Raw genomic sequence first — 23938 nt, 5'->3', positions numbered from 1 at the left:
GACTCTATGACACTATCGCGGCAGTTGTTGCGAATGATCGGACTGTTACTGGGCTTAATGCTGGTCGCCTGTTGGCTAATTTACTTGCAAAACAGCCGTAGCGAGATGCAACAGCAGTTAGGCAATCACGCCCAAGACACTGCTACTGCTCTAAGTCTAACGCTTACCCCATACACCTCACCCCTGGACGTCGCCGCGATCACCGCGACAATCACTGCACTGCATGACCGGGGCTACTTTAGTCAGATAGCACTGTTTGATAACGATAATCGCCTGATCGCGGGAAAACAGACCCCACTAGAACAACAGAACGGTGCTCCGCAGTGGTTTAAACAACTGTACCCGTTACAAGCACCGACCCAAAAGATGGAGCTAAGTGACGGCTGGCGCGTCATGGGCAGAGTGGAGGTGACTGCCGATGTCACCCAAGCCTACAATCGGTTATGGCTTGCCGGTTGGCAGTTTATGCTCGCCACTTTAATCATACTGCTCGTCGCCGTCATCGCAGCCAGACTGCTGGTGAAAAGAATACTCAAGCCACTGCAACAGCTACAAAAGCAAGCCGCTCAGATCAGTCAACGCAGCTTTAAACCGATGCAAGCCATGTCTGGTACGCAGGAGATTGACAGCTTGGTTGACAGTTTTAACCAGATGTCTGACGCACTCAAGGAGCTATTTTCTGGCCTAGAAGAGAAAGCTGAACACTTACAACTTCAAGCTTTTCAGGATGATGAAACCGGGCTTGGCAATCGTCGTGGATTTATCGCCGAACTACAGCACTTAACCCAAAGTGAACAAGCGTCGATCGGCTGTATCGGCCTACTCAAACTGAATATCGAAGCCTTGCATCAAAAACAGGGTTACAGTGCGGTCACCCAACTGTGGCGCGGATTAGTTCAGCGCATCGAACAAGAAAAATTAGCTGCAAACCAGTCATTTAGATTACATGATGATGAAGTTGCCATCCTCTTTCCACAATGCGACCGGCAACGTGCCGAACGATCCATGCAAGGCCTGCTCGAATTTTTGTCAGAACAAGAGAGCGAACTGGCCGATGAAGGCTTAGGCCACGCCGGGCTATGCTACTTCCGTCCTGGAGATAGCCAGGATCAGCTGTTAAGTGAATTGGATCTGGCACAACAGCAGGCGCGACAGCAAGGTGCACATAATCTTTTCTTCAATCAAGGTAACCGAGAGTTACCTACCATTTTGCTCAATACCCAGCGCCGACAGCAGCTGATCGACGCCATCATTAAGGAACAACGCTTTGAATTTCGCTGGCAGGGGGTGAAGCAGCTGGTCCGCGACAATCACCTGTACAAAGAGTGGCTACCAACTTTTGCTGATCTTAAAGGGCAAGCACTACCGACTGCGACAATCCTGGCACTAGCCCGGCAAACGGATCAGCTACCGGCACTAGAGCGAGGCATAGTCACAGAAGCGTTAGCCTTCGCAAAACAGCAGCCCGGTGGTGATTTTTCCGTCAATTTGGATCCGTTGACGCTGCAGGATCGGGATTTTTCCCTCTGGTTAATTGATCGCTGCCGCAAAGATCCCACTTTAGCCAAACGGTTAATCTTGGAGTTCGACGAAAGGCGGCTAACGCCGAGCTATAACAGTATCAGCAACATCATTTCACAGTTGGCATTACTGGGCGTCCGCTTCGCCATCGACCATTTTGGCGCTGCGACAGCCAGTTTCGCCCTGTTAACATCAATGAAGCCCAACTATCTGAAACTTGATGGCCGCTATAGCCACCAACTGGCGCTACATATAGACAATCAGTTTTTTATTCAGACACTGTTACAGCTATGCCGCGGTTTGCAATGCACCTTGGTCGCATTAGAGATTGAAGATAAAGAAGATCTGGCACTGCTGCGGCAGTTGGGTGTTGAGCATGGGCAGGGTTACTTGTTGGGTAAACCTGCCCCACTCGCGTCGGCAACGATGCTCTCTTAATAAAGCAGGCTATAGAACTGGCGGCGGTAGGTACCAGCCAGGGGGTCGCCTTGGGGCAGGGTAGCCAAAATATCCAACAGCGCCGCTTTCGCATCACCATCAGCGGCGTTTAGATCTTTCTTCAGCAGAGACAACAGCAGTGCCAGCGCCTCTTCACTTCGGTTTGCCGCTTGATACTGCACTGCTAACCGAAAACTGACTTGTGGGTCGTCAGGGGAGGCAGCATGCTGCTCCTCAAGCTGTTTTAATTCGGGCGATTGCGCCGCCTGCTGCTTCAGCTCCAATTGCGCCATCAACGACTGATAGTAGCCATCCTGATCAGCCATCCCGATACTGCGCAATAAGCTCTCTGCATCAGCGAGTTTGCCTAACGCCAACAGTGCATCCGATAGCGCCAGTTTAATATCGACCCGAGAGCTATCCAGCTCGATGGCACGCTTTAACAGCGGGTATGCGTCGCCAGCTTGCTGCTGTTGCAGGTGCTCTCGCGCTTGAGCTAACAGTTGGTCCTGCTCTTTAGGTAAATGCTTATCCAGCAAAGCACGGATCTGCATCTCATCCGCACCACCATCAAAGCCATCAAGCATTTTGCCCTCTTTAATCAGCATCACCGTGGGTAAGCTTCTCACTCCGCACTGCATGGCCAACTGTTGGTCTGCTGCGCAATTTACCCGCCCTAAAACCAACGCATGGCTATGTTCCGCCGCCACCTTCGCAAGTATCGGGCTCATCGCTTGGCAAGCTTCCATCTCCGGCGCCCAGAATTCCACAAGCAATAGCTGGTCAGGCGTCAACTGCTGAATAGTTTGTTGAAAATTAGCCACTGAGATCTCAATGGTATTTGGGGCAGACATCACTTGTTCCACAGGCCTCTCCATACATTTGTAACCAACCAAAGCGTGATATTGGTTTAACCCCGACACCATAGCACAGTCAATATGCAGACAAAGTTAACTAGACAGCTAAATATCTTTCAGACCCTAAACTGCCACCTCATAACCGCAGCGTCTAAAAGCAGATGGCCTGGGAGTAGGTCAACTATCAGGAAGACACTACGCGAGCTGGCATAACCCAATGAACACTGGCACGGCTCGCCCGGAGGATACAGAGATGAAAAACCTAATAATGTTTCTCGGCGCCACCTTGCTAGCCACATCCGCCTATGCCAACAACGGTTACCAAGAGCCTATCTATTTGAATTATGGAGTTAAGATCAGTCACGAGGGGACAACGCTGCCGATGGGAAAAACCTCAAAAAATGGGGTATTTACGCCCGGCTACCTTAACTACCAGTTTGATCCAACAGTAACAGATCTAGACACACTTCTCAGAACAGCTCCGCCAGCGGCAGGGACAGTGAAAAAAGCCCAAAGCGTGGCTGGCTATGTCGAGCCTATCTATCTGAATTACAATAATTAAGCTAGCTTAAAAACATAACAATAAGCCACCGCAGTCGGGTGGCTTTTTGGCTTGGTACGCAACACTGTCATTAACGTTGTGGCCAAGGGAGCAACCAAGGGCAAGACAGCTCTTTTGCCATAAGCAGCGACTCAACGGGGGAGAACTCAACGCCGTCAGTGGGTAAACAGTGGTAGCGCAAACACTCTCCTAACCAATTAAACTCTACCGCATAAGCATGCAGATAGGTTCTGTCTGCGGGCGTCCCAGCATACAAATGATCGCCAACAATAGGTGCACTAAGGCTTTTCAATGCCACACGGATCTGATGGGTCTTACCCGATAAAGGTTTAACCACAAAGAGCCTCAATCCCGGTCTCATCGAATAGCTGAAAAACTGACTGACAGCCGGGTCACTTTTGCCACTCGTTAAGCGCCAACTACTCCGACGTGAGCGCTGCATATCACCGATCACCCAGCCCTGCTTCTTTTTCGGCTTGCGATCACTGATCGCAAGATAAAATTTCTGCATCTCTCGATTGGCGAACAGCGAGCCAAATTGGGCGGCTGCCTCGCTACTGCGAGCCACAATCAGCAGCCCGGAGGTGACTTTATCTAAGCGGTGAACAGGATAAACATCTTCCAATAGAGCCTGCCGCAGCAGGCGAAAATAGCCATGCTCACCGGTTGTAGGCTCATCATGACAGCTGATCCCCGCCGGCTTATTAAAGATCCAGAAGTCGTCATGAACAAAAATCGGCGAAACGGCATTGGCAGCTAACGCCTTATTCATCGTTGGCGCTCCGCTCTGAGGCTACTGGTCGGGTCATTTCACCATTGGCAGCGCCGTTGTCGCTGCTTTTCTCAACGACAACACCTTTTTGCTGGAGCCACTCAGGATCAATCGCTTTCTTCGCTGTCACTCCAAGGTCACGCAACCCCTCCGCTTGCGACAGCAAGTTCCCCCGGCCACTGGCCAGACGTTTCAAGCTCGTTTCATAACTTAGCTGTGCTTGCTCAAGCCCTTTACCCAGCTTTTGCAGCTCATCAACAAACAAGCGCAGCTTGTCGTACATCGCCGCCGCTTTGTCAGCGATCAGCTTGGCGTTCTGGTTCTGATACTCATAGCGCCAGATATTATTCACCGTACGCAGGGCCACTAACAAATTGGTTGGGCTGACCAACATAATGTTGTTATCTAAAGCCAACTTCACCAGATCCGGCTGCTGATCCAGCGCAGTTAAAAAAGCAGCTTCGATGGGAATAAACATCAATACGTAATCTAGGCTGTGGATCCCTGGTAATGCTTGGTAATCTTTTGCTCCTAACCCTTTAATATGATTACGTAGCGACTGCACATGGGCTGTTAACGCCGCCTGACGCTCGACGTCATCATCACTATTAAAATACTGCTCGTAAGCGGTTAACGAAACTTTCGAATCAATGATGATCTGCTTGCCTTCCGGCAGATGCACAATCACATCGGGACGATAACGCTTGCCGTCATCGGTGGATTGGCTGACCTCAGTGCTGTATTCATGGCCTTGGCGCAGCCCAGATTGTTCCAATACCCGCGCCAATACCACTTCGCCCCAGTTCCCTTGCTGCTTACTGTCGCCTTTTAGTGCCTTGGTGAGATTCAATGCATCTTCACTCATCCGCTCATTGAGTTGTTTGAGAGACAAAATTTCGGCTTTTAGGGTATGACGTTCTTTCGCTTCAGTTTCATAAACTGACTGCACCTGCTGACGAAATGCACCTAACTGATCTTTCAAAGGAGCAAACGTGGCTGCCAAACGCTGCTGGCTTTGCTGATCAAATTGCTGTGCTTTGCTATCAAAGATACGGTTAGCCAGATTCTCAAACTGCTCTTTCAGGCGTGCTTCTGACTGCGCCAGCAACGCTATTTTTTCCTGATTGGCACTCTGTTCAACCGCCAACTGGGTTCGGAGTGCAGTCGCGCTGAGGGATTGCTCCCGCTCTTTTTCTGTTAGCTGCTGAACATCAACCTGTAGCGCTTCAAGCGCTGCCGACTTAAACGCCAACTCGCTCTGCAGAAGCTGTTCTGAGCTTTGATAATGCTGCGCTAAACGCGACGCCCGCTGGCGGTAGATCAGGGTAGTGACGAGAAAAAGCAGACTTAGGCTACCAGCTGCGATAGCGGCTAACTGAAGATCCAAAGGGGTCGCTCCAGACAAACAAGAATAGGGCAGGATAACTCTGCCGTGCGCGTTGCTGCAACAAACAAGGGAACGATAGAAAGAATAGGGTGTTAGAACGACAAAGCCCCCGGCATAATTGCCGAGGGCTCTGAAGAAATGGTCGGCGATGCAGGATTTGAACCTGCGACCCCTTGGACCCAAACCAAGTGCGCTACCAAGCTGCGCTAATCGCCGACACTAAAACTGGGGTGGCTGATGGGGCTCGAACCCACGACCACCGGAATCACAATCCAGGGCTCTACCAACTGAGCTACAGCCACCAGTGTCTTACTTTGCTGAAGATGAAGTACGTTGTAGCTCTGGCGCGCCCGACAGGATTCGAACCTGTGACCTTTGGCTCCGGAGGCCAACGCTCTATCCAGCTGAGCTACGGGCGCTCACCTGCCTTCAGCGGATGCGCATATTACAAAAGCACTAATCGCTTGTCTACGATTATTTTAAAGAATCTGAAAAACTCTTGCGATCCGAATCATTATTGACTGAAAAATCAGCGCAGTTAGCATTTTAGCTACCGGGTTTTAACGTTATAATCGAAAAATCAGGATGCAGCCGATATAGATCATGATTAATCTGCATAACAACAAATAGAGAGAGAAGATCCCAATGGCAACTCGTCTTCAACAATTCCTCGTCGCAGGAATCACCAGCTTGGTTATGGCCTCCACTGCTTTTGCAGCAGAAGTAGACCCTGTTGAATCACGCATTAAACCTGTCGGTGACCATTATATTGAAGGCGATGCTCCTGCTGGCGAAGCTTTGGCAGCCGAACCGGCAGGCCCTCGCTCTGGCGGCGATGTCTACCAAGCATCTTGTTTTGCTTGTCACGGCACTGGCGCAATGAACGCACCGAAGAAAGACGATGCCGCAGCTTGGTCGCCGCGCTTGGCAAAAGGCATGGACAAACTGATGGACCACGCAATCAACGGCTTCAACGCCATGCCACCACGTGGCACCTGTGGTAACTGTTCTGACGAAGAGATCCAGGCAGCTATCGATTTTATGATTGAAGGGATCTAATTGCCCGTCGAGTAAAACAAAAAAGCCGCTTTCGCGGCTTTTTTGTTTTTAGTCCACCACTACTTATCTTTATTCAACATCGCCTTCATCGCGGCTAAATGCGCCATGCCGGTTTTTTTCTTTTCCTCTTTCGATTTCTGAGTTTTACCTTCCCAGATAAGATCATCCTGCGGTAACTCGTAGAGAAAACGGCTGGGCTCTGGACGAAAACTTTCGCCAAATTGACGTCGTTCACGACAGACGATAAAGCTCAGCTCTTTTTGTGCCCGGGTGATCCCGACATAGGCCAAACGCCGCTCTTCATCTACATTCTCTTCATCAATGCTGCTTTGGTGCGGTAACAACCCCTCTTCCATGCCGATCATAAAGACGTACGGAAATTCCAAGCCTTTCGATGAGTGCAATGTCATCAACTGCACCTGATCACTCTCATCATCCCCTTCATTTCGCTCCATCATGTCGCGCAGGGTCAAACGGGTCACGACCTCTGGCAAAGTCATCGCTTCATCGAGATCATCCCCCTCCAACATGCCGGTGATCCAACGATACAGCTCGGAGACATTTTTCATCCGCATCTCTGCGGCTTTCGGGCTAGGGGAGCTGTCGTAAAGATACTCTTCGTAATTGATATCCCGTACCAACTGGCGCACCGCCTCAATCGTTTCGCCTTTCTCAGCAAAATCAGCGAGCTCCACCATCCAACGGGTAAAGCGCTGCAGCGAAGCCAAACCGCGTCCGGTCAGGTGCTGCTCTAGCCCCAGCTCAAAACTGGCAGCAAATAGGCTAATACCACGCATGTTGGCATAATTACCTAGCTTCTCTAATGTTGCCGGGCCGATCTCCCGCTTTGGCACATTGACGATACGCAGAAACGCATTGTCATCATCATGATTCACCAACAGACGCAAATAACTCATCATGTCTTTGATCTCGGCGCGGGAGAAAAAGCTGGTACCACCGGAGATCTTGTATGGAATACGGTTGGTCATCAGCGATTTTTCAATCAGTCGTGACTGATGATTGCCGCGATAGAGAATGGCGTAATCTTTATAGTTGGTGCGTTTCATAAACTTATGGCTCAGCAGCTCTGCCACCGTGCGCTCAGCTTCATGCTCCTCATCCTTGGCATAAAGCACTCGCAAACGCTCACCGTAACCCAACTCGCTGAACAGGCGTTTATCGAAAATATGGTCATTGTTGGCGATCAAGATATTAGCCGCGTTCAAGATGCAGCCCGTGGAGCGATAGTTCTGCTCCAACTTAACCACCTCTAATGACGGAAAATCTTGTTGCAGCAAGGCCAGGTTTTTCGGCTGCGCGCCGCGCCATGAGTAGATTGACTGATCATCATCACCCACCACGGTAAAGCGCGCACGCTCGCCCACAAGTAGCTTCACCAATTCATATTGGCTGGTATTGGTATCTTGATACTCATCCACCAGCAGATAGCGAATACGATCACGCCAACGCTGGCGCACCTGTTCATTTTGCTTCAATAGCAGCGTTGGCAGCAGGATAAGATCATCGAAGTCGAGAGCATTGTATGCCGTCAGGTGGCGCTGGTAGCGCTCATACAACATAGCAAGGATCTGTTCACCACCACTTTCAGCCATCTTAATGGCCTGTGGCGGTAAGATCAGGTCGTTCTTCCAGCGGGAGATCTGATTCAACAACAAGTTAATCTGATCTTTATCGCCGTCGTACTCTTTCTCGGTGAGCTCGCTAATGAGCGCACGACTGTCCTGATCATCAAACAAAGTAAAACCGGCTTTCATCCCCAAGGTAGTCACTTCACGCTTGAGAATAGTTAGCCCTAAGGTATGAAAGGTGGAAACAATCAAGCCCCGAGCCTCTTTGCGGCCTAAGGTCTGTCCCACGCGCTCCTTCATCTCCCGCGCCGCCTTATTAGTAAAGGTCACCGCCGCGATATGCCGAGCTTGATAGCCACATTGACGCACCAGATGAGCAATCTTCAAAGTGATCACTCGCGTCTTACCGGAACCGGCTCCAGCAAGCACCAGACAAGGTCCAGAGATATGTTTGACGGCGTTAGCTTGCCCAGGGTTTAACTTCATTCTGACTCACAGACTAAACTTGAGGTGGCGATTTTACTGCAAGCCAGCCACGAACGTGAGCGAAATCAACTGCTGATTTTTCATCAGCTGTTACAAATCTTACAAAATGAATGAACGCTCATTCATTATAATGCGATAGCGATGATGGACAAACGACGACGAATTCTCCAAGCAGCCAGTGTCACCCTTGCCAATAAAGGGTTTCACGGCACCACCATGGGCGAAATAGCGCAGCACGCCGATATGGCGGCAGGCACTCTTTATCTCTACTTTAAAGATAAACAGACCCTGCTGCTGGAGACTCTGGAAAACAATTTGGAGCTAATCGCTGATGCCTGCTTCAAACAACATCGGCTGGGTGTCAGCCTGGAGCAACAATTTACCCAGATCTGGCAAGCACTGTTTCAATATCTAATCGCCCACCCAGACACATTACATGGCTGGGAGTTATCCCGTCATGTCACCGATAAATCGCAGCTCGCGCACTTAATCAAACGACGACAACAGCTATTTTTGCCACTTGCCGCGATGTTAGAGGCGGGGCTCGCGGCACAACAACTGAAACCTTTACCTGTTGAAGTGCTCGGAGCGATAGGTATTGAAAGCTGTGCCGCCCTAGCGCGGCGGCATATTGAAGGCAGTTTTATTTTGAATGATGCGATGATCGCCACCGCCGCGAATGCGAGCTGGCAAGCCATCGCCAACCAATGAGAGAGAATGTGTGATGGTCAACGGAAAACGTATTATCTGGAGCCTGCTTATGCTGGTTTTGGTTGTACTGGTATTCGGTAGTGTGATCGGATTTAACCTGTTTAAACAAAAGATGATCGGCGAATATATGGCCAATCAGCCCGCCCCTACCTTTCCGGTGACCACTGCCACCGTCTCTCCGGTCGATTGGATCCCAAGCATTGACTCCATTGGTTTTATTGAACCCTACCGGGGGGTCACCCTGAAAAGTGAAGCCGCTGGTTTGATTGAGACGATCGACTTCGAATCTGGCGAGAAGGTCTCCGCTGATACCTTACTGCTGTCTTTAGACACCGATGTTGAGCGCGCTAACCTGAAACGCTCACAAGCCAGTTTGCCCGCACTAAAAGCACAAGCCCATCGTATGGAAGTGCTATTGAGACAAAACAGCGCCTCGGAAGGACAAAGAGATGAAGCGGTTGCCAACTATGAAGCGCAAGTGGCGGACGTCGCAGCACAAAAAGCCACCATCGCTCGCCGTGAAATTCGCGCGCCCTTTGCAGGGCAAATAGGTATTCGCCAGGTGTTTCTTGGACAGTATCTGGAGGCAGGTACCGAGATTGTCAGGCTCGAAGACACCTCAACCATGCGTATTCGCTTCACTATTCCACAAAATCAGCTAAGCAAGATTTTTGTCGACCAAACCATTGAAGTACAAGTGGATGCGTATCCGGAAACCAGTTTCCACGGCAAGATCACCACCATTGAACCGGCGGTGAATTTCCAAAGTGGTGTGGTACAGGTGCAGGCTGACGTTCCCAATGAAAATGGCGTACTGCGTTCCGGCATGTTTGCGCGTGTTAATGTGATCTTACCCACGTTGCCACAGCAACTCGTCATCCCGCAAACCGCAGTAAACTTCACCCTGTACGGTGAAACCATTTTTATTGCTGAAACCCGCGAAGGCGATAGCCAACTGATAGCAACACAGCGCACCATCAAGGTAGAGGAACGCCGTGGCGATGTGGCGCGAGTGAGCGGCTTGAATCCCGGCGAAACCATTGTCACTTCAGGCCAGGTCCGCCTGTCTAACGGCAGCCAGATCAAAGTCGTTGAGAGTGATGCCCTAAACACCCCAGCGGAGATCCCGGCGCTTTAAGCCCGGAAGAGGATAATCAGATGCGATTCACTGATACATTTATCCGTCGGCCGGTATTGGCGATCTCTATTAGCCTGCTGATTGTGTTACTGGGACTGCAAGCACTAAAAGGGATGCAGATCCGCGAATATCCGGAGATGACCAATACAGTTATTTCGGTCAATACCAGTTACTACGGTGCCAATGCCGATCTGATCCAGGGCTTTATTACCCAACCATTAGAGCAAGCGATCGCCCAGGCCGACAATGTTGATTTTATGACCTCCCAAAGCTTTATGGGGTCCAGTAGTATCAGCGTGCAGATGAAACTAAACACGGATCCCAACGGAGCCTTGGCGGATATTCTTGCCAAGGTGAACTCGGTGCGCTCCCAGCTGCCCAGCGAAGCAGAAGATCCCACGGTCACCTCGTCCACCGGCTCAACCACATCACTGATCTATATCTCGTTCACCAGTGATTCTCTCAACTCAAGTCAAATCAACGATTATCTGGAGCGGGTTATCCAACCCCAGCTATTCACCGTCAATGGTGTCGCAAAAGTGAATCTCTATGGTGGCGTGAAATACGCCATGCGGGTTTGGTTGGATCCCCAAAGAATGGCGGCTTTCGATCTCACAGCCACTGAAGTGATGCAGGTACTGCAAGCCAATAATATTCAGTCAGCCCCCGGGCAAGCTACCGGCGTTTATGTGTTATATAACTCCGAAGCCAATACCCAGGTCCGCACCGTGGATGAGCTAAAACGCATGGTAGTAGCGAGCCGCGACGGCTCACTCATTCGCGTTGATGATATTGCCAACGTCACACTGGAGAAGAGCCATGATACGTATCGCGCCGTAGCCGATGGCAAAAGCGCCGTTGTGGTCGCAGTCGATCCCACACCGACGGCCAACCCGTTAGAGGTCACTGCCGCGATCCGCGATATGCTGCCGGAGTTTGCCAATAACATCCCCAGCACCATCAAAATGAATGTGCTGTATGACTCCACCATCGCTATTGAGGAGTCAATTAACGAGGTGGTCGCCACCATTATCGAAGCAGGTGTGATTGTACTAATCGCTATCACCCTGTTTATGGGCTCATTTCGCGCAGTCTTGATCCCCGTTGTTACTATTCCGCTGTCGCTCATCGGCGTTGCGATGATGATGTCGTTGTTTGGCTTTTCACTGAATTTGATGACGCTGCTTGCCATGGTACTCGCCATCGGATTAGTGGTGGATGACGCCATCGTCGTGGTGGAGAACGTAGATCGTCACGTCAAGCTAGGGAAAACACCGTTTCAGGCAGCGATTATTGGTACGCGAGAGATTGCTGGCCCTGTGATATCAATGACCCTGACGCTGGCTGCCGTGTATGCCCCCATCGCATTAATGGGAGGGATCACCGGTTCACTGTTCAAGGAGTTCGCCCTGACGCTGGCTGGCGCAGTCTTTGTATCGGGGATTGTAGCACTGACCCTGTCGCCAATGATGTGCTCAAAAATGCTCAAACCCCACGATAAGCCCGGGCGCTTCGAGCGCTTTGTCGAAGGCTATTTAGGCGCGCTAACCCGTGGCTACGACAAAGCCCTGCGTAGTGTGATGAACCATCGTCCTGTGGTGGTTGTATTTGCACTGTTCGCCTTTGCAAGCTTGCCTATTCTTGCCAGTTTTATTCCCAGTGAATTAGCGCCCAGTGAAGATAAGGGCGGCTATATGCTGTTTGGCAAAGCACCTGCGAACGCCAACCTGGACTTCATAGAAAACGCGATGGTCGAAGGGTTACAAAAGGTAGACACCCTACCAGAAGTCCGTTCCACGCTGGTCTTTGCAGGTATACCTAGCGCCAACCAAGGACTCGGCATCGTTAACCTCAAAACCTGGAGCGAGCGGGAGAGAAAACAAGCCGAAGTGATCCAGGCAACCAATCCATTGATCGCCGACGTTCCCGCAGTGGCGATGACCGCTTTCCCATTCCCGGAGCTGCCCGGTGCGTCCAGCGGCTTACCAATTCAATTTGTGATCACCACGCCTAACAATTTTGAAAGCTTATTTGCCGTGGCCAGCAGCTTTCTCGAAGAACTGCGTAGCAACCCTAACTTCGTCTATCTGGATCTTGATCTGAACTATGACTCAGCCACCATGAAGGTGCAGATTGATCGTGATAAAGCAGGGGCATACGGCATCACGATGCAAGATATCGGCACCACACTCAGCGCTATGTTCAGCGATGGTTACGTCAATCGCATCGATCTCGATGGCCGCAGCTATGAAGTGATCCCCCAAGTTGAGCGTAAATGGCGGTTAAATCCTGAATCCCTTAATAACTTTTATGTCCGCTCGGTCAACGGTGATCCGGTACCGCTGTCGAATTTAGTGAGTATATCCATTGAGGGACAGCCCAGAGCACTGCCCCACTTCAACCAACTAAATTCGGCGACGATTGGCGCTGTTGCCGCACCGGGAGTAAGCATGGGCAATGCTATCGCCGTATTTGAAGAGCTTGCCACTCGGCTATTACCACAAGGCTATCAATATGATTACCTTGGAGAAGCTCGTCAGTACGTCACCGAAGGGTCAGCGCTGTTCGCCACCTTCCTATTGGCTCTGGCGGTCATTTTTCTGGTGTTAGCCAGCCAATTTGAGAGTGTACGAGATCCGCTGGTGATCCTGGTCTCGGTACCACTCGCAATAAGTGGTGCATTGATCAGCATGGCATGGGGGCTCTCCACCATGAACATCTACGCTCAGGTAGGGCTAGTCACCCTCATCGGCTTAATCAGTAAGCACGGTATTCTCATCTGTGAAGTGGCGAAAGAGGTGCAACTGGAAAAGGGACTGGATCGTGTGGAAGCAGTCATTGAAGCAGCCCATGTCCGCCTGCGGGCTATCCTAATGACCACAGTATCGATGATCGCCGGCTTAATCCCACTATTGATGGCAGAAGGTGCTGGTGCCGTCAGCCGCTTCAGTATCGGTCTGGTTATCTGCGCAGGTTTGGGGATCGGCACTATTTTCACCCTCTTTGTGCTGCCGGTGATCTATAGCTATCTGGCGGAACGCCATAAACCTCTGCCGGATGTCGCGACCCTGTTAAAAGATCAAAGAGCATACACATAAACAGCATGTCAGGGAGAGCGCTTTTTACTCCCTGACTAGTTTCATGCTCACCAGCTAGCTACAATGGAAAAATAGCAGCATTGATAATCCGCAATGCAAAATAGAGTAAAGGTATCAAGATGATAAACCCCAGCAAACTCGAAGAGATAGCCAAACAGATCAGCAATGCACTACCGCCCGGCGTCAAAAATATTGCTGATGAGTTTGAAGCCAAAACCAAACAGGTGTTGCAGGCACAACTCGCTAAGCTGGATCTGGTAACGCGGGAAGAGTTCGATGTACAAACGCAGGTACTGTTGCGCACACGGGAAAAACTGACCGCTCTCGAGCAGCGCCTGTCTCAGCTTGAAAGCAATCAAGCCAGTGAAGAAAACAACAACGAGTGACACGGACGCCACGTTCAACGTGACAACAAGAAAGCCAAATAATTCATTCTTGTTGATAAAATTTCAACTAAACTAAGCTATTAGTAAAAAAATGTTTATCCAATGCAGATAACAAGGACGCACTTATGAACATGAAACATCTGTTGGTCTTGGCATTAGCTAGCTCTCTACCAGCAACAGCGATGGCCGCCGGTGACACAGAAATTGGTGCCGGCGTACAGATGCGCAGCACGGCCTACCGGAATTATGACGACAGCGCACGCGCAATCCCTATCATCAAATTCGATACTGAATGGTTTTATGCTGGCGGCGGCGAAATTGGGTTTAAGGCTCTGGACAAAGGCCCTCACCGTATCGGTATTTTCCTGAGCGCAAGTGAAGAAGAGTGGGACGGTTCAGACAATGACCAAGCGGAATTCGATGGTTTTGAAGATAAAGACCAAGCATACCACTTAGGCGCAAGTTACCGCTTCAAAGCTAAGTGGGGTGTGGTTAAAGCACAATACTTTACTGATATCAGTGATGAGCACGAAGGTAACGGCGCGACACTGAGTTACGCTTACCCTTGGATGATCAATGACAAGCTGTTTATCGTGCCTTCAGTTCGCGTTAAGTATATGGACGAGGATTACGCCAACTATTATTACGGCATCAGCAATAGAGATGCCGCCACCAGCGCCGCAGTTTCGGCCTACGATACTGGCAGCGCTACCAACTTCTCTGTTGGTGTCATGGCTGGTTATGAAGTAATGGAGCATTGGAAACTCTATGCTGGCGTCACCTATACCTCGTTAGATGATGATCTGGAAGAGAGCCCTCTGCTAGACGACGATAATGAAACCAGTGGCCTCCTTGGCGTTGCTTATAAATTCTAAAGCATTCAAGTGATATGAATAATAGGGGTGAGTGGACACTCATCCCTATTTTTTTTCCCACGGCAACGACATTCCGCCACCCCATTTGCATACAAAATATACTTCTCAAACTATTCTAAATGCCGCTTTTCAGATAAATAACATTTGCTTACGTCTAATCAGATTTAACTTTTTGATCTTTATCGTATAGTGCCGCGTAAATCCCCCCAAACGTCACATGAATGAGAACCCTATGAAGTACACAGCTCTTTTCGCAGCCTCTCTGCTGCCTTTTATGACTTGCGCAGACACAAAAGAAAGCCTAAGTATTGGTGCCGGATTTGTACTGCAAAACAGCGCTTACGCTGACTATGATGACGACAATCGCGTTATTCCTCTGGTGAAGTTTGAAAACGAGCACTTCTTTGTCGATAAAGATGGAGCCGGTTACAAACTATTTGAAAATCAACAACACCGCGTCGGTATCGCCATCGGGGTAGGCAAAGAGGAGTGGGATCCAAAGAACACCAATCGTTTCCGTACGTTAGATACCCGCCATCGCAGTATTGATGCTGGCGTCTCTTACCGCTTTCAAGATCGTATCTATGGCCAATTCAGCGCCAAACTCAGCACAGATATCAGTGATGACCACAACGGTATCCGAGCCGACTTGGGCTACGGCTACCCTTATCCAGTGACACCCGAATTAATGCTGATCCCTAACATTCACCTGAGCTACATGGATTCAGACTATGCCAACTACTACTATGGCGTTTCAGAAGAAGAATCTGCCCGTAGCGGTGTCTCTGCTTATGACACAGGCTCGGCACTGAAATATGGCGTTGGTCTGGCGGCGGCCTACCGTATTACCGAAGAGTGGAGCGTGTCTGCTGGCGCTAACTACTCATGGTTAGATAGCGAGCTTGAAGATAGCCCACTGGTTGACGACGATGCAGAAAGCAGCGTATTCATGGGCGTCAGCTATAAGTTCTGGTAAGCCCTGAAAACAGTCAAGCCCCGTACTCGGGGCTATTTATTACTGCCAGGTCAGCTCGTTAAAAAGACCAAACTAAGCTACTGGCGCTGAGCGCTGCCATCAGCAAAAACAGCACCCCACTGCCCTTATGCAAATAATTTACGGGCAACTTCGACAGCCAACGACGTCCCGCGAACACTCCCAAGGCAGAGGTAAAAACCAAAGCCAAGGTGCCCCCCAGCCAGACCGATAGCAGAGGTTGTTGCGCAGCCAATCCCGCCACTGCCAGTTGAGTTTTATCGCCAAACTCTGCGGCAAAAATCATCATAAAAGTCGACAGGATCAAGCGGTGCGTAGGACGCTGAATACACTCCTCATCCTCTTCGCTACCATTACGTAGCGACTGGATCCCGAACCAAAGAAACAGCAGCGCCACACCAACCGCCAGCCATGACGCTGGGATCCACTCAGCGAGCGCCGCACCAAAGAGCACCGCAAGTAAGTTCAAAACCGAGAACGCCGCCACAGAGCCAAGCAGCACAGGCCAGGCGCGATGGCGTGCGGCCAGAGCCATACACACTAGCTGGCTTTTATCGCCTATTTCCGCCAAAAAGACCAAGGTCAGGCTCAGGCTAAATGCTTGAATAGAGATCATCAAAACGCTACCGGCTAGATATTTAGGCGCAGCATTCTAACGGAAAACATCAGGGAAGGGGATTGCGCCAGTACAAGGGACTGGCGCATCTATATTAGCGGCGGTAGGTGAGCTGAACGAAAGTATCGCCATAGATTGCCACGTGAGGAACATTAATGTACTTAGCGATTGTCTCTTCGCCAGGTAGCACCTTTTCCACTAAACGATAGGGATCATTAGGATCCACTTTAAAAGTTGGCAATTTCTGCTTATAGAAAGCCAACACTTCATCTTTGCTGGCGTTGACGCGGAATGTTACAGCGGGTAACCCCCTCAGCTCCTCCCAAGCGGCACCATCCGCCATATGGATCCCCAACTCATAGGGTTCATAGAGCGGCAAAGTGATCTCTTCAAGGCGATTGCCGCTGCCGGTTGCCTCGCGCATCATATCAACAAACGCTTGCATCTCTTGCTGCTGCTTAAGTTGCTCTGCACGCATCAACTCTTCAAGCTGTTCCGGCGTCAACTCATCATGGTAAACAGACTCTTCCTCAGCCATCTCCATCGCATCATCACAGGCTTCTGCTTTATCTAAGTCAATGCCCAGCTTGTCCGCGAGCTTCACACCGCAGGCTTCCATCTCCTTCTCAAACGCCGCACTTCCCATTGGGATCTGGTCGGGCAGCGGGGCAATACAGGTTTTCAGATACAGCTCCCCCTGCTTCTGGCATTCAGCAGCAGAAATGTCGCGACACGCCAGATAGGCCGAGCTAGCACACTGTTCCTGCATGCTTTTGGCGATCATTTTTTCAACGAAAGGTTTTGGGACGTTATCAGCAGCAGCATTGGATGCCACAAGAGAAAGGGATAAGGCGACAGATGTAATAGGGCGCATAGTGTACCTCCATGTTATTTTTGTGGCTCGCGATCCGGCGAGCCATGTATCTATTTAAATCAGTATTAATCGCGATGTGCTAAGAAGTAATCATAGACAGGATTGGACGTTTCGTCACGCCATTCGTAGCCAACGTCATTCAAAGAGGCTTCAAATTCAGCTTTTTCTTGATCGCTAACATTAAAACCAGCTAGCACTCGACCATAAGCGGCGCCGTGATTACGATAATGGAAAAGCGTGATATTCCAGCGTTCACCAAGGCGATTCAAGAAACGCATCAGCGCGCCTTGGGATTCAGGGAATTCAAAGCCATATAAACGCTCAATCAATGGCTGCGATGGGCGGCCGCCAACCATATAACGCACATGCAGCTTCGCCAGCTCATTGTCAGTTAAGTCATGCACCTCATAACCGCTGTCACCCAAAGTGGCTAACAGGTTAGCCATGTCAGCTTTTTCCGCCAACCGCACACCAACATAGATATGGGCTTTCGCAGGATCAGCAAAGCGGTAGTTAAACTCAGTAATACCATGACCACCCAACAGTTCACAGAAGCGGCGGAAGCTGCCTTTCTGTTCAGGGATGGTAACAGCCAATACGCCTTCCCGTCCTTCACCCAGCTCAGTCCGCTCAGACACATAGCGCAAGCTATGAAAGTTAACATTGGCCCCTGACAACACCGTGGTCAGTTTTTTACCCTGAAGCTTGTAGCGTGCCTGGAACTTCTTCAAGCCCGCCAGCGCCAGCGCCCCCGCAGGCTCCGAAACAGCACGGGTATCATCAAAAATATCTTTGATCGCCGCACAGATCTCATCGGTAGAAACCGTGATCACTTCGTCGATAAACGCCGCACATACGCGGAAGGTCTCTTCACCGATAAGCTTCACCGCAACGCCATCAGCGAACAAGCCAACCTGATCCAAGTTCACTCGCTCTCCGGCTTCCAGCGCCGCCAGCAAGCAGGCGGAATCTTCGGCCTCAACGCCGATCACCTTAATAGACGGCTTCAAGCTCTTCAAATACAGAGCCACGCCAGCCGCCAAGCCACCACCACCCACAGGGAGGAACACATAGTCCATATCCCGCGCCTGTTGCAACAGCTCAACACCAATAGTGCCCTGACCCGCAATCACATCAGGATCATCAAAGGGTGCCGCCAAGGTATAACCTTCGGTTTCGGCTAAACGACGGGACTCTGCAGATGCTTCGTCAAAGCTATTGCCGTGGATCACCACGTTGCCACCCAAGCGCCGCACCGAATCAATTTTGATGTCCGGTGTGTTGTTGGGCATCACAATGGTGGCTTTAATACCGAGCTTTTGCCCAGATAAAGCCACCCCTTGCGCATGGTTTCCTGCCGATGCTGCCACCACACCTTTTGCCTGCTGATCCGCGTTCAAACCGGCGATCTTGTTGTAAGCACCGCGGATCTTGAATGAGTGCACCGGTTGCTGATCTTCACGTTTCAGCAGCACTTCACAGCCCAAACGTTCCGACAATTTACGCATCGGTGTCAGATCTGACTTCACCGCCACATCATAAACAGGGGCAAGCAATATCCGGCGCAGATACTCGGCAGCACTCGGCTGACGAGCACTCAGGTGAGGTAACAGGTTATTCATCGACTATCCCAGTTTACAGTTTACTTTTATCACGAACAGCACCCATGTCGGCACTCGTTGCCAAGGCCGCATAAGCTTTCAGCGCAAAGCTCACTGCACGCTCACGATTCTCCGGACGCCAAGCAGCCTCGCCTTTCGCTTCCATCGCGGCACGGCGCTTGCCCAGCTCTTCATCAGACACTTCCAGATGTACCTTACGATTAGGAATATCGATATCGATGATGTCCCCTTGCGCTACCAGTGCAATGTTGCCCCCAGCGGCGGCTTCTGGCGAAGCATGACCGATCGACAAGCCGGACGTACCACCGGAGAAACGACCATCGGTGATCAAAGCGCACTTTTTGCCTAAGCCCATCGATTTCAGATAACTGGTGGGATAAAGCATCTCCTGCATACCCGGGCCGCCTTTCGGACCTTCGTAGCGAATTAACACAACTTCGCCAGCCTTAACATCACCGGCCAAAATACCGGCCACCGCGTCGTCCTGGCTTTCATAGATACGGGCTGGGCCACGGTGAGTGAGATTCTCTTCCTCAACCCCAGCCGTTTTTACGATACAGCCCTTTTCTGCCAAGTTACCGAACAATACGGCCAAACCACCGTCTTGACTGTAAGCATGTTCCTTACTCCGGATACAGCCGTTTTCACGGTCATCATCCAGCGTTGGCCAGCGACAATCCTGACTGAACGCTTTGGTGGTACGAATGCCTGCAGGACCTGCGCGATACATGGTTTTCACGGCTTCGCTGTCGGTTACTGTAATGTCATACTCGGCCAGGTTTTCACCCATGGTTTGGCCCAATACCGTAGGGATATCGGTATTCAGCAAGCCAGCACGCGCCAGTTCGCCCAAAATACTGATCACACCGCCAGCACGATGCACATCTTCCATGTGGTATTTACTGGTCGCAGGCGCAACCTTACATAAATTAGGTACCCGACGAGATAATCGATCCATATCCGCCATGGTGAAATCAACTTCCGCTTCCTGTGCCGCAGCCAATAAGTGCAACACAGTATTGGTCGAACCGCCCATGGCGATATCTAGCGCCATGGCGTTTTCAAACGCTTCATAGGTCGCAATATTACGTGGCAGGGCACTATCATCATCCTGCTGATAATAGCGCTCACACAGGTCAACAATGCGCTTACCCGCATTGAGGAACAACTGCTCGCGATCAGCGTGAGTCGCCAGCAAAGAACCGTTGCCGGGCTGAGATAGACCCAAGGCTTCCGTCAAACAGTTCATAGAGTTGGCAGTAAACATGCCAGAGCAAGAGCCACACGTTGGACAGGCACTGCGCTCAACCTGTTCGGTTTGTTCATCAGAGATAGTTGGATCTGCCGCTTGCACCATGGCATCAACCAGATCTAGTTTGATGATCTGGTCAGACAGCTTGGTTTTACCCGCTTCCATCGGCCCACCGGAAACAAAGATCACTGGGATATTCAGGCGCAGTGACGCCATCAACATACCTGGGGTGATCTTGTCGCAGTTAGAGATACAAACCATGGCATCAGCGCAGTGTGCATTCACCATATACTCCACCGAGTCAGCAATCAGCTCACGGGAAGGTAGGCTATACAGCATACCGCCATGGCCCATGGCGATACCGTCATCGACGGCGATGGTATTAAACTCTTTTGCCACACCACCGGCTTCTTCAATTGCGCCTGCGACCAATTGCCCCATATCTTTCAGGTGCACATGACCGGGAACAAACTGGGTAAAGGAGTTAACAACGGCGATAATCGGCTTATCGAAATCACCATCTTTCATACCCGTGGCACGCCAAAGGGCGCGGGCACCGGCCATATTACGACCCTGAGTCGTGGTCGCTGAACGCAATTTACGTGGCATAACTAAACTCTCTGTACTGAAAATTGTCTGTCTACTAGACAACTGAGCCGCAGTAAATGCGGCTCAGAGCTAGTTCATTCGGTAGATTACTCGACGTAATCCAACCAACCATTTTTGTCTTCGCTGACCCCTTTCACCAGGTCAAAGTAATCTTTCTGCAAGGTGGTGGTCACTGCGCCACGACTGCCACAACCGACCTGGATACCATCGACACTGCGCACTGGCGTCACTTCTGCCGCAGTACCCGTGAGGAAGATCTCGTCAGCAAGGTAAAGCGCTTCACGGGGCAGTGATTGCTCAACCACTTCGATACCGCGCTGCTGTGCCAGATGCATGATTGTCGCACGGGTGATACCCGGCAAGATCGCGGCCGTAGTCGGTGGGGTCAGCAACTTGCCATCTTTAACGATAAACAGGTTTTCACCAGCACCTTCACTGATATAACCATTGATATCCAGTGCGATACCTTCCTGATAACCGTGACGCTTAGCTTCCTGGCCAATTAACTGGCTGGAAAGGTAGTTACCGCCAGCTTTCGCGCCGGTTGGCATGGTATTGGCTGCTAAACGGTTCCAGCTGGAGATGCCGACATCAACGCCCTGTTCCAGCGCATCGTCGCCCAGATAAGTGCCCCACTCAAACGCGGCAATCGACACATCAGTTTTGGCATCATCTTTAACCCGTAAACCCAAGCCGATATCACCATAGAAGATCACCGGACGGATATACGCATTATTCAGCTTATTGGCACGGATCACTTCTTTGGTCGCATCCATGATCTGTTGTGCAGTCACGTCGACTTTCATGCGATAGATCTTGGCCGAGTCAAACAAGCGCTGGGTGTGCTCTTGATGACGGAAAATTGCAGGGCCCTTCGGCGTGTTATAGGCGCGCACACCTTCAAACACAGAGGAGCCGTAGTGAATTGCGTGACTCAATACGTGTACTTTAGCGTCAGCCCAGGGCATGAGTTCGCCGTTAAACCAAATAAATTCAGCTTGAGCAGCCATCAAAAACTTCCTTATGCGGTGATCGAAAGGGGTTGCGACTGGGCTTCTATGTTCACCGACGCAACATCCACTAATTTACTAAGTTGGCCTTGCAACAGACTGATGGGACGGTCGCTAGCCACAGTGACGCTAATAGTAACACTATCCCGTTCAGCTGAGGCATTCATCTGCATTTCCCGCACCGCAAAACCGCGGTGGCGTGTCACCCTCAGTAACCGCTCTAATGTCGCTGGGCGATCCTTAGCCTCGATATGCATGGTATGCATCATGACTGTTTCTCCATCATCTGTTGATTTGCCGCGCCTGGTGGCACCAGGGGCCATACATTTTCTTCGGCATCAATAGCCACATGTAACAGGTACGGACCCGTTGCAGACAACATGGCATCTAACGCCGCGGGGATTTGCTCCCGCTGGGTAATTAACTGGCCAGGGATATCAAAAGCACTGGCCAGTGTTAAGAAGTCAGGGTTGTCTGACAGATTGGTTTCGCTGTAACGCTTATCAAAAAACAACTCCTGCCACTGACGCACCATGCCCAACCGCTCGTTGTCGATAAGGACGATTTTAACTGGCAAGTTAAAGCGCTTAATTGTGCCTAACTCCTGAATATTCATCATGATAGAGCCATCACCGGTCACATTCACCACGGTGGCATCAGGGCGAGCTAACTGCGCACCAACCGCGGCCGGCATACCAAACCCCATGGTGCCTAAACCACCACTGGACAGATGGTCATGAGGCGAATCGAACTGCATATGCTGTGCGACCCACATCTGGTGCTGTCCAACATCACAGCTCACCACGGAATCATCAGGCAATTGGTCGGACAGCTGACGCAATAAGGCTGGGGCGTAGATCCCTTCGCCCGGCGCGTCATAACGCCATGCATACTGTGTTTTCAGTTGGTCACACTGACGACGCCATTCATCAATAGATAATGTCATTGCCAAAGCCGCCAATGCCGGTTTCATATCGCCATGTAATAGTGCGTGAGGGCGACGCAGCTTGCCGAACTCCACTTCATCAATATCAAAGTGGATCACCTTGGCATCCGGAGCGAAGGTATCCAGCTTGCCTGTCACCCGATCATCAAAACGTGCACCAATGGCGATCAATAGATCACTAGATTGTACCGCCAGATTCGCCGCCTGATTACCGTGCATGCCCAGCATGCCAAGGAAGCGAGGGTGATCTTTCGGCAAGGTACCGATCCCTTTTAACGTGGTCACTGCGGGGATTTGCGTCTGTTCAAGGAAAGCACGCAGTTCAGGGACGGCTTTCGCCATACCCACACCGCCGCCAACATATAGCACCGGTCGCTCTGCCTGACTCAGCAGCTGCCGCGCCAATGCCAGTTGATCCGCGGTCGCAGCAGGCAAAGCATCATCAGAGACTAACAGGGGAGGCAACTCAGCAGCAGCCAATTGAATATCTTTCGGTATATCGACCAGCACAGGGCCAGGGCGGCCACTTTTAGCCAATGCAAAAGCTTGCTGCAGAACATCACCCAATTCGGCGATATCTTCAACCAAGAAACTGTGTTTGGTGATAGGTAAAGACAGACCTAAAACATCCACTTCCTGAAACGCATCCGTGCCAATCAGCGGGCTAGCTACCTGACCCGTTATCGCAACCACAGGAATAGAATCCAAATAAGCATCAGCCAAACCGGTGATCAAATTAGTCGCGCCAGGGCCTGAGGTGGCTAAACAAACACCAACCTCACCACTGGCACGGGCATAACCCAGCGCGGCCAGGGCAGCGCCCTGTTCGTTGCGCACCAAGATGTGCTTAATTTCGCTCTGATAAAAAGCGTCATAGATCGGCATGATTGCGCCACCAGGATAACCAAAACAGGTAGATACCCCTTGCTGTACCAGCGCCTTAATGACTAACTGCGCTCCATTCATCTCGAATTCCTGTCTTTTATCTCGGTCACCCGCATCAACGTCAATGCGGTAAAAAAAAACCCCCGAGCCTTACGGCGCGGGGGTTTCGATATTCAGTGTTGTCTACCCAAATAACGCCCCGCGCGGTTGGCTAATCACCACCACGACACGTACGATAATAAGTAGGCTTA

Annotated in this window: 20 protein-coding genes and 3 tRNA genes; 9 read left to right on the top strand and 14 right to left on the bottom strand. The window is 50.8% G+C overall.

The window, feature by feature from the left end; genetic code table 11:
- The first annotated feature begins 6 nt into the window (after window positions 1-6).
- The gene (locus DU002_RS15610) at window positions 7-1959 is read left to right on the top strand and encodes a bifunctional diguanylate cyclase/phosphodiesterase (protein WP_114339336.1); all 1953 of its coding nucleotides are present in this window, start codon (window positions 7-9) and stop codon (window positions 1957-1959) included.
- On the opposite strand, the gene DU002_RS15605 is transcribed toward DU002_RS15610, so the two are convergent.
- Window positions 1956-2825 carry a tetratricopeptide repeat protein gene (locus tag DU002_RS15605; RefSeq protein WP_158538083.1) on the bottom strand — a complete coding sequence of 290 codons (870 nt, stop codon included), beginning with the start codon at window positions 2823-2825 and terminating at the stop codon, window positions 1956-1958. The genes DU002_RS15610 and DU002_RS15605 overlap by 4 nt on opposite strands.
- A 244-nt stretch (window positions 2826-3069) precedes the next feature.
- Between DU002_RS15605 and DU002_RS15600 the strand changes: the two genes are divergently transcribed.
- Window positions 3070-3378: a hypothetical protein gene (locus DU002_RS15600; RefSeq protein WP_147271882.1), complete on the top strand. Its 309-nt coding sequence runs from the start codon at window positions 3070-3072 to the stop codon at window positions 3376-3378.
- A gap of 70 nt (window positions 3379-3448) precedes the next feature.
- On the opposite strand, the gene DU002_RS15595 is transcribed toward DU002_RS15600, so the two are convergent.
- From DU002_RS15595 to DU002_RS15575, 5 genes are all read right to left on the bottom strand, one after another.
- Window positions 3449-4150, bottom strand: a complete 702-nt coding sequence (locus tag DU002_RS15595; protein ID WP_114339333.1) for a TIGR01621 family pseudouridine synthase — start codon at window positions 4148-4150, stop codon at window positions 3449-3451.
- Window positions 4143-5537 (bottom strand): DNA recombination protein RmuC, encoded by a 1395-nt coding sequence (gene rmuC / locus DU002_RS15590; protein WP_158538082.1) that lies wholly within the window; start codon window positions 5535-5537, stop codon window positions 4143-4145. Before rmuC ends, DU002_RS15595 begins: the two co-directional genes overlap by 8 nt.
- Window positions 5538-5676: 139 nt before the next feature.
- Window positions 5677-5753, bottom strand: a tRNA-Pro gene (locus tag DU002_RS15585).
- A 10-nt stretch (window positions 5754-5763) separates the two neighbouring features.
- Window positions 5764-5839: transfer RNA gene (locus DU002_RS15580), tRNA-His, on the bottom strand.
- Between the two features lie 40 nt (window positions 5840-5879).
- Window positions 5880-5956: transfer RNA gene (locus DU002_RS15575), tRNA-Arg, on the bottom strand.
- 226 nt (window positions 5957-6182) lie between these two features.
- Here DU002_RS15575 and DU002_RS15570 point away from each other — a divergent pair.
- Window positions 6183-6596: a c-type cytochrome gene (locus tag DU002_RS15570; RefSeq protein ID WP_114339331.1), complete on the top strand. Its 414-nt coding sequence runs from the start codon at window positions 6183-6185 to the stop codon at window positions 6594-6596.
- Window positions 6597-6655: 59 nt separating this feature from the next.
- On the opposite strand, the gene rep is transcribed toward DU002_RS15570, so the two are convergent.
- Window positions 6656-8671 carry a DNA helicase Rep gene (rep, locus tag DU002_RS15565; RefSeq protein ID WP_114339330.1) on the bottom strand — a complete coding sequence of 672 codons (2016 nt, stop codon included), beginning with the start codon at window positions 8669-8671 and terminating at the stop codon, window positions 6656-6658.
- 141 nt (window positions 8672-8812) lie between these two features.
- On the opposite strand from rep, the gene DU002_RS15560 reads away from it, so the two are divergent.
- The 6 genes from DU002_RS15560 to DU002_RS15535 all read left to right on the top strand — a co-directional run bounded on the left by DU002_RS15560 (window position 8813) and on the right by DU002_RS15535 (window position 15855).
- The gene (locus DU002_RS15560) at window positions 8813-9382 is read left to right on the top strand and encodes a TetR/AcrR family transcriptional regulator (RefSeq protein ID WP_114339329.1); all 570 of its coding nucleotides are present in this window, start codon (window positions 8813-8815) and stop codon (window positions 9380-9382) included.
- A 49-nt stretch (window positions 9383-9431) separates the two neighbouring features.
- On the top strand, window positions 9432-10520 hold the full coding sequence (locus tag DU002_RS15555; protein WP_114339398.1) for an efflux RND transporter periplasmic adaptor subunit: 1089 nt from the start codon (window positions 9432-9434) through the stop codon (window positions 10518-10520).
- 20 nt (window positions 10521-10540) lie between these two features.
- The gene (locus DU002_RS15550) at window positions 10541-13618 is read left to right on the top strand and encodes a multidrug efflux RND transporter permease subunit (protein WP_114339328.1); all 3078 of its coding nucleotides are present in this window, start codon (window positions 10541-10543) and stop codon (window positions 13616-13618) included.
- A gap of 119 nt (window positions 13619-13737) precedes the next feature.
- Window positions 13738-14004, top strand: a complete 267-nt coding sequence (gene ubiK / locus DU002_RS15545; protein WP_114339327.1) for a ubiquinone biosynthesis accessory factor UbiK — start codon at window positions 13738-13740, stop codon at window positions 14002-14004.
- Between the two features lie 125 nt (window positions 14005-14129).
- Window positions 14130-14879: a MipA/OmpV family protein gene (locus DU002_RS15540; RefSeq protein WP_114339326.1), complete on the top strand. Its 750-nt coding sequence runs from the start codon at window positions 14130-14132 to the stop codon at window positions 14877-14879.
- A 232-nt stretch (window positions 14880-15111) separates the two neighbouring features.
- Window positions 15112-15855 (top strand): MipA/OmpV family protein, encoded by a 744-nt coding sequence (locus DU002_RS15535; RefSeq protein ID WP_158538081.1) that lies wholly within the window; start codon window positions 15112-15114, stop codon window positions 15853-15855.
- Between the two features lie 58 nt (window positions 15856-15913).
- On the opposite strand, the gene DU002_RS15530 is transcribed toward DU002_RS15535, so the two are convergent.
- From DU002_RS15530 to ilvG, 7 genes are all read right to left on the bottom strand, one after another.
- Complete coding sequence (locus DU002_RS15530; RefSeq protein ID WP_114339324.1) at window positions 15914-16489, bottom strand: TMEM165/GDT1 family protein; 576 nt, start codon at window positions 16487-16489, stop codon at window positions 15914-15916.
- A gap of 94 nt (window positions 16490-16583) precedes the next feature.
- Window positions 16584-17363 (bottom strand): hypothetical protein, encoded by a 780-nt coding sequence (locus DU002_RS15525; RefSeq protein ID WP_114339323.1) that lies wholly within the window; start codon window positions 17361-17363, stop codon window positions 16584-16586.
- 65 nt (window positions 17364-17428) lie between these two features.
- Complete coding sequence (ilvA, locus tag DU002_RS15520; protein WP_114339322.1) at window positions 17429-18985, bottom strand: threonine ammonia-lyase, biosynthetic; 1557 nt, start codon at window positions 18983-18985, stop codon at window positions 17429-17431.
- A 13-nt stretch (window positions 18986-18998) separates the two neighbouring features.
- The gene (gene ilvD, locus DU002_RS15515; RefSeq protein WP_114339321.1) at window positions 18999-20846 is read right to left on the bottom strand and encodes a dihydroxy-acid dehydratase; all 1848 of its coding nucleotides are present in this window, start codon (window positions 20844-20846) and stop codon (window positions 18999-19001) included.
- A gap of 86 nt (window positions 20847-20932) precedes the next feature.
- On the bottom strand, window positions 20933-21856 hold the full coding sequence (locus tag DU002_RS15510) for a branched-chain amino acid transaminase (protein WP_114339320.1): 924 nt from the start codon (window positions 21854-21856) through the stop codon (window positions 20933-20935).
- An 11-nt stretch (window positions 21857-21867) separates the two neighbouring features.
- Complete coding sequence (ilvM, locus tag DU002_RS15505; RefSeq protein ID WP_233496514.1) at window positions 21868-22125, bottom strand: acetolactate synthase 2 small subunit; 258 nt, start codon at window positions 22123-22125, stop codon at window positions 21868-21870.
- Window positions 22122-23768, bottom strand: a complete 1647-nt coding sequence (gene ilvG / locus DU002_RS15500) for an acetolactate synthase 2 catalytic subunit (RefSeq protein WP_114339319.1) — start codon at window positions 23766-23768, stop codon at window positions 22122-22124. Before ilvG ends, ilvM begins: the two co-directional genes overlap by 4 nt.
- Window positions 23769-23938 lie beyond the last annotated feature (170 nt).

The sequence above is a fragment of the Corallincola holothuriorum genome (assembly GCF_003336225.1).
Lineage (GTDB): Bacteria > Pseudomonadota > Gammaproteobacteria > Enterobacterales > Neiellaceae > Corallincola > Corallincola holothuriorum.
Note: the sequence above shows the minus strand (reverse complement) of the source record. Positions and strands in the feature narration are given on the sequence as shown.

Coding starts and splice junctions, on each gene's coding strand:
- DU002_RS15610 (WP_114339336.1), top strand. CDS start 7: ATGACACTATCGCGGCAGTTGTTGCGAATGATCGGACTGTTACTGGGC.
- DU002_RS15600 (WP_147271882.1), top strand. CDS start 3,070: ATGAAAAACCTAATAATGTTTCTCGGCGCCACCTTGCTAGCCACATCC.
- DU002_RS15595 (WP_114339333.1), bottom strand. CDS start 4,150: ATGAATAAGGCGTTAGCTGCCAATGCCGTTTCGCCGATTTTTGTTCAT.
- DU002_RS15570 (WP_114339331.1), top strand. CDS start 6,183: ATGGCAACTCGTCTTCAACAATTCCTCGTCGCAGGAATCACCAGCTTG.
- rep (WP_114339330.1), bottom strand. CDS start 8,671: ATGAAGTTAAACCCTGGGCAAGCTAACGCCGTCAAACATATCTCTGGA.
- DU002_RS15560 (WP_114339329.1), top strand. CDS start 8,813: ATGATGGACAAACGACGACGAATTCTCCAAGCAGCCAGTGTCACCCTT.
- DU002_RS15555 (WP_114339398.1), top strand. CDS start 9,432: ATGCTGGTTTTGGTTGTACTGGTATTCGGTAGTGTGATCGGATTTAAC.
- DU002_RS15550 (WP_114339328.1), top strand. CDS start 10,541: ATGCGATTCACTGATACATTTATCCGTCGGCCGGTATTGGCGATCTCT.
- ubiK (WP_114339327.1), top strand. CDS start 13,738: ATGATAAACCCCAGCAAACTCGAAGAGATAGCCAAACAGATCAGCAAT.
- DU002_RS15540 (WP_114339326.1), top strand. CDS start 14,130: ATGAACATGAAACATCTGTTGGTCTTGGCATTAGCTAGCTCTCTACCA.
- DU002_RS15535 (WP_158538081.1), top strand. CDS start 15,112: ATGAAGTACACAGCTCTTTTCGCAGCCTCTCTGCTGCCTTTTATGACT.
- DU002_RS15530 (WP_114339324.1), bottom strand. CDS start 16,489: ATGATCTCTATTCAAGCATTTAGCCTGAGCCTGACCTTGGTCTTTTTG.
- DU002_RS15525 (WP_114339323.1), bottom strand. CDS start 17,363: ATGCGCCCTATTACATCTGTCGCCTTATCCCTTTCTCTTGTGGCATCC.
- ilvA (WP_114339322.1), bottom strand. CDS start 18,985: ATGAATAACCTGTTACCTCACCTGAGTGCTCGTCAGCCGAGTGCTGCC.
- ilvD (WP_114339321.1), bottom strand. CDS start 20,846: ATGCCACGTAAATTGCGTTCAGCGACCACGACTCAGGGTCGTAATATG.
- DU002_RS15510 (WP_114339320.1), bottom strand. CDS start 21,856: ATGGCTGCTCAAGCTGAATTTATTTGGTTTAACGGCGAACTCATGCCC.
- ilvM (WP_233496514.1), bottom strand. CDS start 22,125: ATGATGCATACCATGCATATCGAGGCTAAGGATCGCCCAGCGACATTA.
- ilvG (WP_114339319.1), bottom strand. CDS start 23,768: ATGAATGGAGCGCAGTTAGTCATTAAGGCGCTGGTACAGCAAGGGGTA.